12 protein-coding genes are annotated in these 13,016 nt (G+C 69.7%); 4 read left to right on the top strand and 8 right to left on the bottom strand.

What is annotated here, in order from left to right:
- Positions 1–27: 27 nt before the first annotated feature.
- The gene (locus ACFU7D_RS11900) at positions 28–1,329 is read right to left on the bottom strand and encodes a cytochrome P450 (RefSeq protein WP_378726299.1); all 1,302 of its coding nucleotides are present in this window, start codon (positions 1,327–1,329) and stop codon (positions 28–30) included.
- A gap of 96 nt (positions 1,330–1,425) precedes the next feature.
- A complete protein-coding gene (locus ACFU7D_RS11895) occupies positions 1,426–2,340 on the bottom strand; it encodes an alpha/beta hydrolase (RefSeq protein WP_378867252.1) in 915 nt (304 codons plus the stop codon).
- Positions 2,341–2,457: 117 nt separating this feature from the next.
- Here ACFU7D_RS11895 and ACFU7D_RS11890 point away from each other — a divergent pair, with 117 nt between their 5' ends.
- Both ACFU7D_RS11890 and ACFU7D_RS11885 read left to right on the top strand, forming a co-directional pair.
- Positions 2,458–4,155 (top strand): ABC-F family ATP-binding cassette domain-containing protein, encoded by a 1,698-nt coding sequence (locus tag ACFU7D_RS11890; protein ID WP_378867250.1) that lies wholly within the window; start codon positions 2,458–2,460, stop codon positions 4,153–4,155.
- Positions 4,152–5,174 carry a GNAT family N-acetyltransferase gene (locus tag ACFU7D_RS11885; RefSeq protein ID WP_378867248.1) on the top strand — a complete coding sequence of 341 codons (1,023 nt, stop codon included), beginning with the start codon at positions 4,152–4,154 and terminating at the stop codon, positions 5,172–5,174. The genes ACFU7D_RS11890 and ACFU7D_RS11885 overlap by 4 nt, the downstream gene beginning before the upstream one ends.
- A 115-nt stretch (positions 5,175–5,289) precedes the next feature.
- Here ACFU7D_RS11885 and ACFU7D_RS11880 read toward each other — a convergent pair whose 3' ends face one another.
- The 3 genes from ACFU7D_RS11880 to ACFU7D_RS11870 form a co-directional block, all read right to left on the bottom strand.
- Positions 5,290–6,648 carry a S1C family serine protease gene (locus ACFU7D_RS11880; protein WP_378726306.1) on the bottom strand — a complete coding sequence of 453 codons (1,359 nt, stop codon included), beginning with the start codon at positions 6,646–6,648 and terminating at the stop codon, positions 5,290–5,292.
- A gap of 68 nt (positions 6,649–6,716) precedes the next feature.
- Positions 6,717–7,613 (bottom strand): TIGR03621 family F420-dependent LLM class oxidoreductase, encoded by an 897-nt coding sequence (locus ACFU7D_RS11875; RefSeq protein WP_378867246.1) that lies wholly within the window; start codon positions 7,611–7,613, stop codon positions 6,717–6,719.
- Between the two features lie 77 nt (positions 7,614–7,690).
- Positions 7,691–8,296, bottom strand: a complete 606-nt coding sequence (locus tag ACFU7D_RS11870) for a MarR family winged helix-turn-helix transcriptional regulator (RefSeq protein ID WP_378867244.1) — start codon at positions 8,294–8,296, stop codon at positions 7,691–7,693.
- A gap of 71 nt (positions 8,297–8,367) precedes the next feature.
- On the opposite strand from ACFU7D_RS11870, the gene ACFU7D_RS11865 reads away from it, so the two are divergent.
- Positions 8,368–9,609 carry an MFS transporter gene (locus ACFU7D_RS11865; protein WP_378867242.1) on the top strand — a complete coding sequence of 414 codons (1,242 nt, stop codon included), beginning with the start codon at positions 8,368–8,370 and terminating at the stop codon, positions 9,607–9,609.
- Here the strand turns inward: ACFU7D_RS11865 and ACFU7D_RS11860 are convergent.
- The 3 genes from ACFU7D_RS11860 to ACFU7D_RS11850 form a co-directional block, all read right to left on the bottom strand.
- Positions 9,606–10,244 carry an HAD family hydrolase gene (locus tag ACFU7D_RS11860; RefSeq protein ID WP_378867241.1) on the bottom strand — a complete coding sequence of 213 codons (639 nt, stop codon included), beginning with the start codon at positions 10,242–10,244 and terminating at the stop codon, positions 9,606–9,608. The genes ACFU7D_RS11865 and ACFU7D_RS11860 overlap by 4 nt on opposite strands.
- Positions 10,241–11,545, bottom strand: a complete 1,305-nt coding sequence (locus ACFU7D_RS11855; RefSeq protein ID WP_378726315.1) for a citrate synthase — start codon at positions 11,543–11,545, stop codon at positions 10,241–10,243. The genes ACFU7D_RS11860 and ACFU7D_RS11855 overlap by 4 nt, the downstream gene beginning before the upstream one ends.
- Positions 11,546–11,614: 69 nt before the next feature.
- Positions 11,615–11,806 (bottom strand): hypothetical protein, encoded by a 192-nt coding sequence (locus tag ACFU7D_RS11850; RefSeq protein ID WP_378726317.1) that lies wholly within the window; start codon positions 11,804–11,806, stop codon positions 11,615–11,617.
- A 139-nt stretch (positions 11,807–11,945) separates the two neighbouring features.
- On the opposite strand from ACFU7D_RS11850, the gene ACFU7D_RS11845 reads away from it, so the two are divergent.
- The gene (locus tag ACFU7D_RS11845) at positions 11,946–12,950 is read left to right on the top strand and encodes an ArsR/SmtB family transcription factor (RefSeq protein WP_378867238.1); all 1,005 of its coding nucleotides are present in this window, start codon (positions 11,946–11,948) and stop codon (positions 12,948–12,950) included.
- Positions 12,951–13,016 lie beyond the last annotated feature (66 nt).

Here is a 13,016-nt window from a genome sequence, read left to right as displayed (position 1 = left end):
GGATGCGCCGACTCGGCGAGGGTGCGGTCAGGCGGGGACCGGGTCCTTGGCGAGCCGGACGGGGAGGCGGTCGAGGCTGTAGACGACCGAGAGGTCGCGCCAGCCGAGGTCGCCGGGGTCGTCGGTGGCCATGGCGAGGTCGGGGAAGCGGCGGGCGAGGCCGGTGAGGGCGGCGCGGAGCTCCATCCGGGCGAGCTCGGCGCCGACGCAGCGGTGCATGCCGTGGCCGAAGGCGAAGTGCATGGTGTCGGCGTTGCGGAGGTCGAACTGCTCCGGCTTCGGCATCACCGCGGGGTCGCGGTTGGCGCCGGTGAGGCTGACCAGGACGACGGCGCCCTTCTTGATGGGTACGCCGAAGAGGTCGTGGTCCTCGCGGGCGAACCGCGGGAACGCGAGCTGCACCGGGCACAGGTAGCGGAGCAGCTCCTCGACGACCTTGTCGACCTCGGCGCGGTCGCCCGAGCGTAGGATCTCGTACGCCTCGGGGTTCTGCATCAGGACGTAGGCGCCCATGGAGAGCATGGAGGCGGAGGTCTCGTAGCCGCCGAGGAAGACGCCGTCGGCGAGACCGCCGAGCTCGACGTCGTCGTACTCCGCGCCCTTGTTGCGGATGATCTCGCCGATCATGCCGTCGCCGGGGTTGGCGCGCTGCTGACGGACCTGCTCGATGAGGAACGTCCTGGTCTCGGTGGCGGCACCGAAGGCGCCCGCGCCGCCCTCGGACAGGTCGAAACGGGCCATGCCGAGCTTGTGGAACTCGTCGCGTACGTCCTCGGGCATGCCCAGCAGCTCACAGATCACCCGGAACGGGATCTCGAAGCCGAAGTGCTGGACCAGGTCGACCTCGGGGCCGTTGGCCTCCATGTCGTCGAGGGCGTCGGTGACGATCCGGTCGATCATCTCGTTGAGACGGCCCAGGCGGCGCATGGTGAACTCCGGGGTCAGAAGCCCGCGGAGCTTGGTGTGGTCGGGCGGGTCGGTCATGCCGAGGCCACCGATGCCCTCGGCGTCGGTGCGCTTGCGGGTGCCGAGCAGGTGGCGCATGTCGTTGGAGTAGGCGTTCTTGTCGGCCAGGACGTGCTTGGACTCGGCGTGACCGGTGACCAGCACGATGTCGAGACCGAGCACCGAGCCGAGCTTGGTGACCGGCGCCTGCTCGCGGCTCTCGGCGAGCATCGGGACCGGGTCGAGGCCGTCACGGCGCAGCGGGAAGGTCAGGTGCTCGGGGATCTTGCGCAGCGTGGTGATGTCGGGGATCGGCGACTCCTTGCCCCGCATCGCGAACTGCAGGGCAAGCTTGCGGACACGCTCCGTCAGGGGACGCGTCATCAGTTTCACCTGGGCGGCAATCTGCATGCGGCCAGTCTGGACCATCCTCAATCCACGGTCATCAGGAATACCCCTGGTTTGAGGGTGTGTCTTGGATCACCCGTGGAGCACCGTCCTGAACAGCGCACACGTCTCCTCGATCGCCAGCTGCGCCGCCTGCGAATGGTGGCCCATGGCGAAGAAGCCGTGGATGAGTCCGTCGCAGTGGTGGTAGGTCATCGGGACCCCCGAGCTCTCCAGCGCCTTGGCGTACGCGATGCCCTCATCGCGCAGCGGATCGAACTCCGCGGTCACCACGACCGCCGGCGCCAGACCCTCCAGGGAGCCCTTGATCGGGCTCAGTCGCGGGTCGGCGCGGTCGGCGTCGCCCACGTAGTGGTCGGAGAACCACTTCATCGTCGGCAGCTCGAGGAAGTAGCCGTGGCCGTTCTCGGCGTAGGAGGGGTAGCCGCTGGTCATGTCGGTCGCCGGGTAGATCAGCAACTGGCCGGCGAGCTCGCGGCCCTCGTCGCGGAAGACCTGGGCGACCATGGCCGACAGGTTGCCACCGGCACTGTCGCCGACGACCGCGACCCGGCCGTCGCCGCCGAGCGTCGCCACGTTGTCGCTGACCCAGCGAGCGGCGGCCAGCGCGTCGTCGCAGGCGGCGGGGAACGGGTGCTCGGGGGCGAGCCGGTAGTCGACCGCGACGACCACGGCGTCACAGATGGTGGAGAGGTTGCGGGCCTGGTCCTCGTGGGTGTCGAGGTCGCCGACCACCCAACCGCCGCCGTGGAACATCACGATCGTGGGCAGCGGCCCCTCCGTGGTGGGCCGGTAGATGCGTACGGCCAGGTCGCCCGCCGACCCTGGGATCACCGAGCTCTCCACCGATCCGACAGGTGGAAGCGGGATGCCCTCGCCCAGCGCGCGGTAGAGCGCTCGTGCCGTCGGTGGGTCGAAGGACTCCAGGGGCTGGCCCTTCGCGAAGAGGGTGAGCAGGTCAGCGATCTGGCTGTCGAGCGGAGGCATGGCGACAGTCATATCGTTAATCGCCAAAATGTGTCGAGCGTCACGTTCTACTGATGGGACCGTTCGACGATTCCCGATGCGAATAACCATTCGACACGGGTGCCAGACTGGACCGTTGTGGGACATGTGGACGTTGCTGGAGTCAGATTCCAGCTGCCTGACGGACGAGTGCTGCTCGACGACGTCTCCTTCCGGGTGGGTGAGGGCGCGAAGGTCGCGCTGGTCGGCGCCAACGGTGCGGGGAAGACGACGCTGCTGCGGATCGTCACCGGCGAGCTGACCCCGACGGCCGGATCCGTGGTGCGCTCGGGCGGCCTCGGGGTGATGCGGCAGATGGTCGGCAAGGGCTCCTCGACCGTCGGTGAGCTGCTTCTCTCGGTGGCGCCCGCGCGGGTGCGCGAGGCGGCGGCCGCAGTGGAGGCCTGCGAGCTGGAGCTGATGTCGTCGGAGGACGAGCGGCTGCAGATGCGCTACGCGACCGCGCTGGCCGAGTACGCCGACGCCGGCGGCTACGACATCGAGGTCGTCTGGGACGTGTGCACCATGGCCGGGCTCGGGGTGCCCTACGACCGCGCCCGCTACCGTTCCCTCGACACCCTGTCCGGCGGCGAGCAGAAGCGGCTGGTGCTCGAATTTCTGCTGCGCGGCCCCGACGAGGTGCTGTTGCTCGACGAGCCGGACAACTTCCTCGACGTGCCCGGCAAGATCTGGTTGGAGCAGCGCATCCGGGAGTCTCCGAAGACGATCCTGTACGTCAGTCACGACCGTGAGCTGCTGGACAACACCGCGACCAGGGTGGTCACGGTCGAGCTCGGCGCGTCCGGCGCCGGCAACAGCGCGTGGACACATCCTGGTGGGTTCGCCTCCTACCACGAGGCCCGCAAGGACCGGTTCCTGCGGTTCGAGGAGCTGCGCCGTCGCTGGGACGAGGAGCACGCCAAGATCAAGGCGCTGGTCCTACGGCTGAAGGTCAAGTCGGAGTACAACGACGGGATGTCCAGCCAGTACAGGGCGGCCCAGACGCGGCTCCGGAAGTTCGAGGAGGCCGGGCCGCCCGTCGAGCAGCCGCGAGAGCAGGCGGTGCAGATGCGGCTGCGCGGCGGGCGCACCGGCAAGCGGGCGGTGGTCTGCGAGGCGCTCGAGCTCACCGGGCTGATGAGCCCGTTCGACCTGGAGGTCTGGTACGGCGAGCGCGTTGCTGTGCTCGGCTCCAACGGCTCGGGCAAGTCCCACTTTCTGCGGCTGCTCGCCCGCGGGGGCACCGACCCGGACGTGGAGCACCGCCCGGTCGAGGACACCCCCATCGAACCGGTCCGCCACCGTGGGAAGGCCAAGCTCGGCGCCCGCGTGCGGCCGGGCTGGTTCGTGCAGACCCATGCCCATCCGGAGCTGGTGGGGCGTACGCTGCTCGACATCCTGCACCGCGGTGAGGCCACGCCTGACGGCCGAGGGCGCGCGGGTATGGGCCGTGAGGCCGCCTCGCGGGTGCTCGACCGCTACGAGCTCGCGCACGCGGCGGAGCAGGCCTTCGAGTCGCTCTCGGGTGGACAGCAGGCGCGCTTCCAGATCCTTCTGCTGGAGCTGAGCGGCGCGACCCTGCTGCTGCTCGATGAGCCGACCGACAACCTCGACGTCCAGTCCGCCGAGGCCCTCGAAGCGGGGCTGGAGTCGTTCGACGGCACCGTCGTCGCGGTCACCCACGACCGCTGGTTCGCCCGTGGCTTCGACCGCTTCCTGGTCTACGGCGCCAACGGTGATGTCTATGAGTCGCCGGAGCCGGTCTGGGACGAGACGAGAGTGGAGAGGTCACGATGAGCGAGCTGGTGGTCGAGCGCGTCGACCCGTTCGACGACGACGCCTTCGACGCGTGGTTCGACGTGATGACCGCGTCGTGGCTGGACGTACGCGGCCCCGACGCGGATCTGTGGGCGCGTGAGGAGCAGCGCGCCGAGCTGCGGCAGCAGTCCGAGAAGACCGACCGCCGGGCCTACCTCGGCCGGGTCGGCGACGCGGCCGTGGCTGCCGCCTGGGTGGCCATGCCGATGCTCGACAACCTGCATCGGGCGACGCTCGTGGTGGCGGTCCTGCCGGCCCACCGGCGGCGGGGCCACGGCACCGGCCTGCTCGACCATGTCGAGGCGGAGGCTCGCGCCCAGGGGCGTACGTCGTTCACGGGTGAGGTCTGGTGGCCCTGGTCGCTCGGGTCCGGTGGTGAGGGATCGCCGGGGCGGGACTTCGGGATCGCGCGGGGCTACGCGCCTGCGCTGGTCGAGGTACGCCGCCTGCTGCGGCTCCCGGTGCCGGACCACGTCCTCGACCGGCTGGCGGCGGAGGCTGCCGAGAAGCACGGCGACTACACGCTGCGTTCCTGGGTCGGCCGGGTGCCTGACGACATCGTCGAGAGCTGGGCGGTGCTCGACGCCAGCCTGGAGACCGAGGCGCCGACCGGCGACCTGGACGTCGAGGCGCTCCAGCCCGACGTGGCGAGGGTGCGCGAGACCGAGGAGCTGGTCGTGGCCCAGAAGCGGACCCTCTACCACTCGGTGGCGGTGGACGCCGACGGCCGGGTGGTGGCCTACACGGTGATCGGCTACTCGAGCCTGGACGGCAACAGCTATCAGTGGGGCACCCTGGTCGAGGGGGCACACCGGGGCCACCGGCTCGGGCTGGCGGTGAAGGTCGCCAATCTCCGACTGCTCCAGTCCGAGCGGCCCGAGGTGCCAACCCTGTCGACCTACAACGCCGAGGTCAACGCCCACATGATCCAGGTCAACGCGGCCATGGGCTTCGAGCCGGTCGAGTGGCTGTGCAGCATCCAGAAGCAGGTCTCCTGAAGCGGAACGCGCACGAGCGCCTCACACCCGTTCGGGGACGGGCATGAGGCGCTCGGCAGTTGGCACCCCGCGGCGCTGAGGTTTCCGTCGGAAGCCCCAGCGTCTTGCGGGGAGATCAGGTGGCGTCGGAGTCCAGGGTGATCTTGGCGCTCTGCTCCTTGCCGTCGCGCGACCAGGTCACCTCGACCTCGTCGCCGGGGCGGTAGGAGCGGACCGTGGCGACCAGGGAGTCGGAGCCGTTGATCTGGTGCTCGTCGACCTTGGTGATCGTGTCACCCTTCTTCAGGCCGGCCTTCTCGGCCGCGCTGTCCGCGGTGACATCCTGCACGACAGCACCGGTGACGGCGGTCTGGCCGGACTGGGCGCCGGCGCTGTCGCCGACCGAGATCCCCATCCGGGCGTGGGTGGCCTCGTCGCCCGCCTTGAGCTGGTCGATGATCGGGAGCACCTCGTCGATCGGGATCGCGAAACCGAGGCCGATGGAGCCGGCCTCCTCGCTGGAGGAGGAGTTGGACCTGATCGAGGCGTTGATGCCGACGACGTTGCCGTTCATGTCGACCAGTGCCCCGCCGGAGTTGCCGGGGTTGATCGCGGCGTCGGTCTGGATGGCCGGGTAGACGGTCGCGTTGCCGGAGGAGTCGGACCCGACGTTGACCGGGCGGTCCAGGGCGCTGACGATGCCGGTGGTGACGGTCGAGTCGAGGCCGTACGGCGACCCGATCGCGACCACGTCCTGCCCGACCACGAGGTTCTTGGACTTGCCGATCGTCGCCGGGGTGAGGCCGGAGACGTTCTCGGCCTGGATCACCGCGGTGTCGGTGAGCGGGTCGGTGCCGACCACCTTGGCCGAGGCCGAGGTGCCGTCGCTGAAGTCGACCGTGATCGAGGAGCCCTGCTGCTCCTGTCCCTGCTGCTCCTGCTGGTCCTGGTCGGGCGAGCCGGGGAAGCCGGGGTTGGTCTCCTGAGTGCTCTCGGAGGAGAGGTCGACGACGTGGTTGTTGGTCAGGATCAGGCCGTCGGAGGAGAGGATGATGCCCGAGCCCGACCCGCTGCCGGCCTGGGTGGAGACCTCGATCTTGACCACCGAGGGCAGCACCTTGGCCGCGACCTTCTCGGCGGTGCCCTCAGGTGCGTCGCTGTCGACGACCTGGGAGCCGGTCGCCGAGCTGCCGCCGTTGCGGGCACCGTCGTCCTGGGTCGAGTAGAAGAGTGCCGCGCCACCGAAGCCGGCTCCGCCGCCGAGCACGAGGGCGCCGACGAGTGCCGTGGCGGCGAGCGTGGCCCGGCGCGCCTTGGGCTTGGGGGCCGTGGCGAAGGCCGCCGGGGCCGTCGACAGGACTGCGGTCGGAGCCACCCCGGGAGGCGGCGTGGTCGGAGCGGCGGGGGGCGGAGTCGTCGCGGATGCGTCGGCGCCCGGGGGCGCCCACTGCGGCGGGGTCCCACCGGGCTGCTGCTGAGGAGTGGGTTCGGTCATGTCATTCAGTGTGCGCAACGTCGCTGTGAACCTGCTGAGACTGGGCTATGTGGTCTCGAAGAGATGCGTCAGGACCCGGCGAGGAGGCCGACGACCGGGGCGAACGCCTCCATCAGCTCGTCGCCGACCAGGACGTAGGAGACGCCCAGCCGTTCCCGGCGCTCGCGGAGCTGGTCGGCCATCTCCTCGGCGGAGCCGGTGACGACGCCGACGGCGCCCAGGGCGGCGAGAGCCGCGGGGTCGAGCCGGCCGGCCAGGTAGCGCGGAACGGTCTCGCCCACCGCCATCAGGTTCATGTTGAGCTCGGGAGCGGGGCGGTCGGCGGAGCGTACGTGGTCGACGGCCGCGAGCGCCTCCGGCTCCTCGGCGGAGAAGGGGATCCCGAGGGCGGCGATGTCTGCGTGCTCGCCCGCGATCCGCAGCATCCGTGGACCCCCGCCGGCGACCAGGATCGGCACCTGCTGGGGTTCGGTCCCGTAGGGCAGCACCGTCGCCTCAGCAGCCCGGTGGTGGGGTCCGTCGACGGTGACGGTCTCGCCGGCCAGGAGCCGCTTGATGATCCCGATCGACTCCACGAGCCGGTCCACGCGTACGCCGGGCGGGTCGAAGTCCAGCCCCAGCATCGCGTTCTCCCGGGCCGAGTCGGGGCGCCCGGCGCCGAGGCCGAGCTCGAAGCGGCCGCCCGAGAGCACGGAGAGCGTGGCCGACTCCTTGGCGACCTGGACGGGGTGGCGGAAGTCGTTGGCCAGGACGTACGTCCCCACGTGGAGCCTCGTGGTCACCGCCGCGGCGGCCGCCAGAGCGGGGAAGACGGCATGGCCGAAGGACACGTTGTCCGGCATGACGAGCGTGTCGTAGCCCGCGCTCTCGACGCGGTGGGCGAGGTCGCTCCAGGCGGCGCCCGTGGGCGCCTGAGCCGCGACGACGCCGAAGCGGAAGGGTCTGGTCTCAGGTGTGGTGGTCATGCCTCCAGGCTGGTCCTGGCGGGGCGTGGGCGGATCCGCTCACCGGCGTCTGCGGCGTACGCAGATCCGCGCAGCCGCTAGTCGCCCTCGATCCGCAGGGTCACCTGCTTGAGCAGGGCCGCCAGGTCCGTACGCCGCTCCGGACTCAGTGTCTCCAGCAGCCTGGTCTCGGCCTCGCCGCGCAGGTCCATCGCCCGTCGCCAGATCTCGATGCCCGCCTTGGTCGCCTCGACGCTGATCTTGCGACGGTCCTCCACCGATGCCGTACGTCGCAGCCACCCGGCCTTCTCCATGCTGTCGAGCCGCCCCGTCATCCCGGCCGGACTGATGTCGAGGTCCTTGGCGAGGGCCGTGGGGGAGGCGTGACCGGGGGTGTCTCGGATCATCAGCATGTGGAGCGTCTTGTACTCGAAGTCGGCGAGCCCGACTGCGCTCGCCGCCGCCGCACGTGCGACGTTGAAGAACTTCGCGATCTCTCCGATCCGGACCGTGATCGCCTCGACCTCGTCGTCGAAGTCGATGTCGAGCCAGTGGTCGCGCCAACGGGCCACGTGCCGGTCGGCGGCGTCGTCCTGAAGCGCTTCGGGCGTGAGGACGATGCTCTCCGGACCGGCGCCGAGGGTGATTCCTGGCGTGGCCGGGGAGCTGCCTGGAATGTCGGAGGAGTGGCGCATCTCGGGCATGAACAGAGCATATCTCTTCGCTGGCTGATAATTCGGTGGCGAATAGTTCGTCAGCGAAGTACCTTGTGGCCATGACCACCACGACCGAACCGCCGACCGGGCGTCGTTCGCCGCTACGGCACCGCAACTTCCGCCGGCTCGTGACCGGGACGGCAGCATCGTCGCTGGGCAACGCGATCACACCGGTCGCGCTGGCGTTCGCGGTGCTCGACCTCGGCGGGACCGTCACCCAGCTGGGCATCGTTGAGGCCGTCTTCGCGACCTGCCAGGTGGTGACCACGCTGGCCGGGGGAGTGCTCGGCGACCGGGTCTCGCGCAAGGTGATGATGGAGGGCACGGCGGCGATCAGTGCCGTGGTGGCCGGTGCGCTGGCCGCGACGGTGATCCTCGGGATCGCGACGATCCCGTCGATCGCGGTGATGGGTGGCCTCGCGGGCATCGTCGCCGCGCTCAACCAGCCTTCCGCGATGGCGATGACCAAGGTCGTCGTGCCGGCGGAGGATCTCGGTGCTGCCGTCTCGCTCCGCTCGCTGCTCCAGACCACCGCGTCGACCATCGGCTACGCCCTCGGCGGGGTGCTCGTCGCGGCCGTCGGCCCCGGCTGGGCGATCACCGTCGACGCGCTCACCTTCGCCGTCGCCGCCGTCGCCTACGCCGGCATGCGGGTGCCTCATGAACGACCGCCCCACAAGGCGTCGATGCTCGGCGACCTCGCCGAGGGCTTCCGTGAGGTGATGCGGCACTCGTGGCTGTGGTTCCTCATCCTGCAGGCGCTGCTCTACCACCTGTTCTGGTCGGGGGCGCACAGCGTGCTCGGCCCGATCGTGGTCGGCGAGGGGATCGGCCGGGCTTCGTGGGGCTTCGCGCTGGCCGCGCTGATGGCGGGCTTCATCGTCGGCGGTCTGTTCTGCCTGAGGTTCCGCCCACGCCGGCTGCTCTCCGTCGGCGTGTTCTTCCTCGCGATGACCGGCCTCTTCCCGATCTCGATGGCGGTCTCGGACACGCTCTGGCCGATCCTGGTGGGCGCGTTCCTGCACGGCTTCGGGCTGCAGGTCTTCGACATCTTCTGGCAGATCGCGATCCAGCAGGAGATCCCCGAGGACAAGCTCTCCCGGGTCTACTCCTTCGACATCGTCGGCTCGTTCGTCGCCCGCCCGCTCGGGCTCGCGCTCGTCGGCCCGGTCGCCGTCGCGGTGGGCTTCGGCACCTGGCTGCTCGTGGTCGCAGCGGTGATCTCCGGCAGCGCCCTGCTGTCGATCTCGTTCGCGGGCGTACGCCGTCTCGAGCGCGCGCGCGACCAGGCCGCCGTCTAGAGCGGGAGGCCGAGCGCGACCAGGTCGCCGCGGAGCTGCTCGGCGCCGGTGAACTGGATCGCGTGCATGCCCAGCGCCGCGGCGGCGGCCACGTTGGCGGGGCTGTCGTCGATGAACACCAGCCGGTCCAACGGCATCCCGGCGCGCTCGGCGACGAGCTCGTAGATCGCCGGATCCGGCTTGGCCAGGCGCACCTCACCGGAGACGACGACATCGCCGAGCAGCTCGATCACGTCGTACGTCGCCGGAGCGTGCGGATAGAGCTCGGCCGACCAGTTGGTCAGTCCGAGCTGGGGGAACTCGACCGCGGCGAGCTCGCGGACCAGCTCATGGGTGCCGGGGACCGGTCCCAGCAGGGAGAGCGGGAAGTTGTCGACGTACGCCGCTCCGGCGCTGAGCCACTCAGGCGCGTCGCCCTCGAGCGCGGCGAGTGCCTGCGCCCAGGTCCGCCCGGCGTCCTGGACGTGGTTCCACGACCGGAAGTCGTAGGACTCCAGGAACGCGCGGGCATCGGCGTCGCCGACGCCGGCCGCGATCGCCGGGAGCGGGTCCCAGCGGATCAGCACGTTCCCGAAATCCCAGACGACCCCATCCACCACGGCGGTGGACGGGGTCGGCATGTCGGGCTTCGTCACGCCCAACGGACGTCACGCGGGACGAAGGTGAGTCCGCGCTCGCCGGTGTAGATCTGCTTCGGACGGGCGATCTTCTGCTCCTTGTCCTGGACGAGCTCCAGCCACTGGGAGAGCCAGCCCGGCGTACGCCCGATGGCGAACAGCACGGTGAACATCTCCGGCGGGAACTCCAGGGCCTCGTAGATCAGGCCGGAGTAGAAGTCGACGTTCGGGTAGAGCTTGCGGGAGACGAAGTATTCGTCCTCCAGGGCGATCTTCTCCAGCTCCTGGGCGATGTCGAGGAGCGGGTTGGTGCCGGTCACCTCGAACACGTTGTAGGCCTGCTGCTTGATCAGTGTCGCGCGCGGGTCGTAGTTCTTGTAGACCCGGTGGCCGAAGCCCATCAGCCGCTCGTTGCCGGCCTTGACGCCCTCGATGAAGGCGGGGATGTTCTCGACCTTGCCGATGCGGCGCAGCATCCGGAGCACGGCCTCGTTGGCGCCGCCGTGGAGGGGGCCGAAGAGGGCGCCGACGCCGGCGGCGACCGAGGAGTAGGGGTCGACCTGGGTCGAGCCGACCGAGCGCACCGCGTTGGCGGAGGCGTTCTGCTCGTGGTCCGCGTGCAGGATGAAGAGCGTGTCGAGCGCCTTGGCGATGCGCTCGTCCGGTGCGTACTTCGACTCGCTCATCTTGAAGAGCATGGAGAGGAAGTTGCCGGTGTAGGACAGGTCGTTGTCCGGGTAGACGTACGGCTTGCCCTGCGCGTGCCGGAACGCCCAGGCACCGAGCGTCGGCATCTTGGCGATCAGCCGGATGATCTGCAGGCGACGGTTGTCGGGGTCGGAGATGTTCGCGGCGTCCGGGTAGAACGTCGACATCGCACCGACCGACGCCATGAGCATGCCCATCGGGTGGGCGTCATAGCGGAAGCCCTGCATGAACTCCTTGATGTTCTCGTGCACGAACGTGTGGTAGGTGATCTCGTGCACCCACGCGTCGTACTCCTCCTTGGTCGGCAGGTCGCCGTGGACCAAGAGGTAGGAGACCTCGAGGAAGTTGGACTTCTCTGCGAGCTGCTCGATGGGATAGCCGCGATACTCGAGCACGCCCTTGTCGCCGTCGATATAAGTGACGGAGGAGCGGCACGAGGCCGTGTTGACGAAGCCGGGGTCGTAGACGGCCAGGCCGGGGCCCAGTTCTTGGGTAGCCGGGTCGTTGGCCTTGATCTTCCCCAGGTCGGCGGCGCGGATGGTGCCGTCGGTGATCGGGATGTCGTACTCCACCCCGGTGCGGTTGTCACGCACAGTTAGAGATTCGGTCACGATCAGCAACGGTAACCCTCTTGAAATCCCCTACGTAACTCGGCGTCCCACCCATTGGCCGATTTCGACTCAGAGTCGGAACCTGTCCCGTGCCGGTTTGGTGTCGCCGGAGGGCTCGTCGTCGCCGAACCGGGTCAGTGCATCGCGCAGCCGATGAAGGTCGAGAGCGGTCTGCACCGACCGCTCGTTGAGGGTGTCGTCCTCTCCGCGGAGCGCGCGCAGCGCCTCCTGGACGTCGTTCTCGCTCGGCTCCCCGGTCATGGGGAAATAATCTAGGTGGCCGCACCAAGCGGCGCGAGCGCGGGTCTGGGGTGACAGATTTCCGACAGACCGGGCGAGCAGGATGGTCGGTCGACAGTCGCGGAGTCGGCTGGAGACGCCATCATGCTCGGGGGACGCGATGCTGCGGATTCACTTCACCTATGACGACCTCGCTCGGGTCAGGATCGCCGACGGGCCCGATGCGCTCTGGGAGGTGCAGCTCAGCCTGCACGCGCTCCAGACGCGCGGGCGTGCCGTGGAGCTGACGCCTTGGCGCCGACGGACGCTGCACACGCTGCCGCGAGAGGTGGTGCGTCCGCTCGCCGAGATCGCGCCCCCGCGCGGCATCTCGCCGGACTTCATGACGCCGTCGGGCGGCGCTCGCGGATTTGGCGAAGGCATGGAGATCGCGTTGCGTACGCCGAAGTCCGCGATCTCCGGGCAGGTCGCCGCGATGGCGGGCCAGCGCCGGCTGACCCCGTGGGTCGAAGCCGTACGTCGCGCCGAGGCGTCGGCGCTGCGAACGCTGGGGCGGGCGATGGCGATCTACCACGAGGGTGCGATCGCGCCGGTATGGCCGTCGCTGTCGGCGGTGGTCCAGGCGGACCGGCAGCTGCGTGCTCAGCAGATGGCTGATGGCGGCCTCGAGGCGGTGCTGGCGGGAATTCCCGGGTGCCGCTGGCGGGCGCCGGTGCTGGAGATCGAGAACTACACCGACGCCGAGGTGCACCTCGAGGGCCGCGGGCTGCTGCTCCAACCGTCCTACTTCTGCGAGCCGGAGACGCCGATGAAGCTGTGCGATCCCGGGCCGGAGCCGATGCTGACCTATCCCACCGCCAAGCCGGCCACCGGGCTCACGTTCTCGAAGGATTCGGTGGGCTCGGCGCAGACCTACGGATCGCCGGAAGGGCCGGTGACCGCTCTGCTGGGACGTACGCGGGCCACGGCGCTTGCCGCGGTGCGCTCCGGGTGCTCGACCAGCGAGCTGGCCCGCCGGTGCGAGATCTCGGTCGGTTCGGCGAGCCAGCAGGCGAGCGTCCTGCGAGAGGGCGGACTCATCACCACCCGGCGCGAGGGCGCCGCGGTCCGCCACGAGATCACCAGCCTCGGGGTGCAGGTGCTGAGCGGCGCGCTGGTGTCCTGATACGCCTTTCGGCCCTGGTCAAAAAGGTTTCGTCGAAGCGGTGGTCGATCGGACGCTCAGAGGGTC

Origin of the sequence: Nocardioides sp. NPDC057577, from assembly GCF_042801335.1 — a bacterium.
Lineage (GTDB): Bacteria > Actinomycetota > Actinomycetes > Propionibacteriales > Nocardioidaceae > Nocardioides.
Note: the sequence above shows the minus strand (reverse complement) of the source record. Positions and strands in the feature narration are given on the sequence as shown.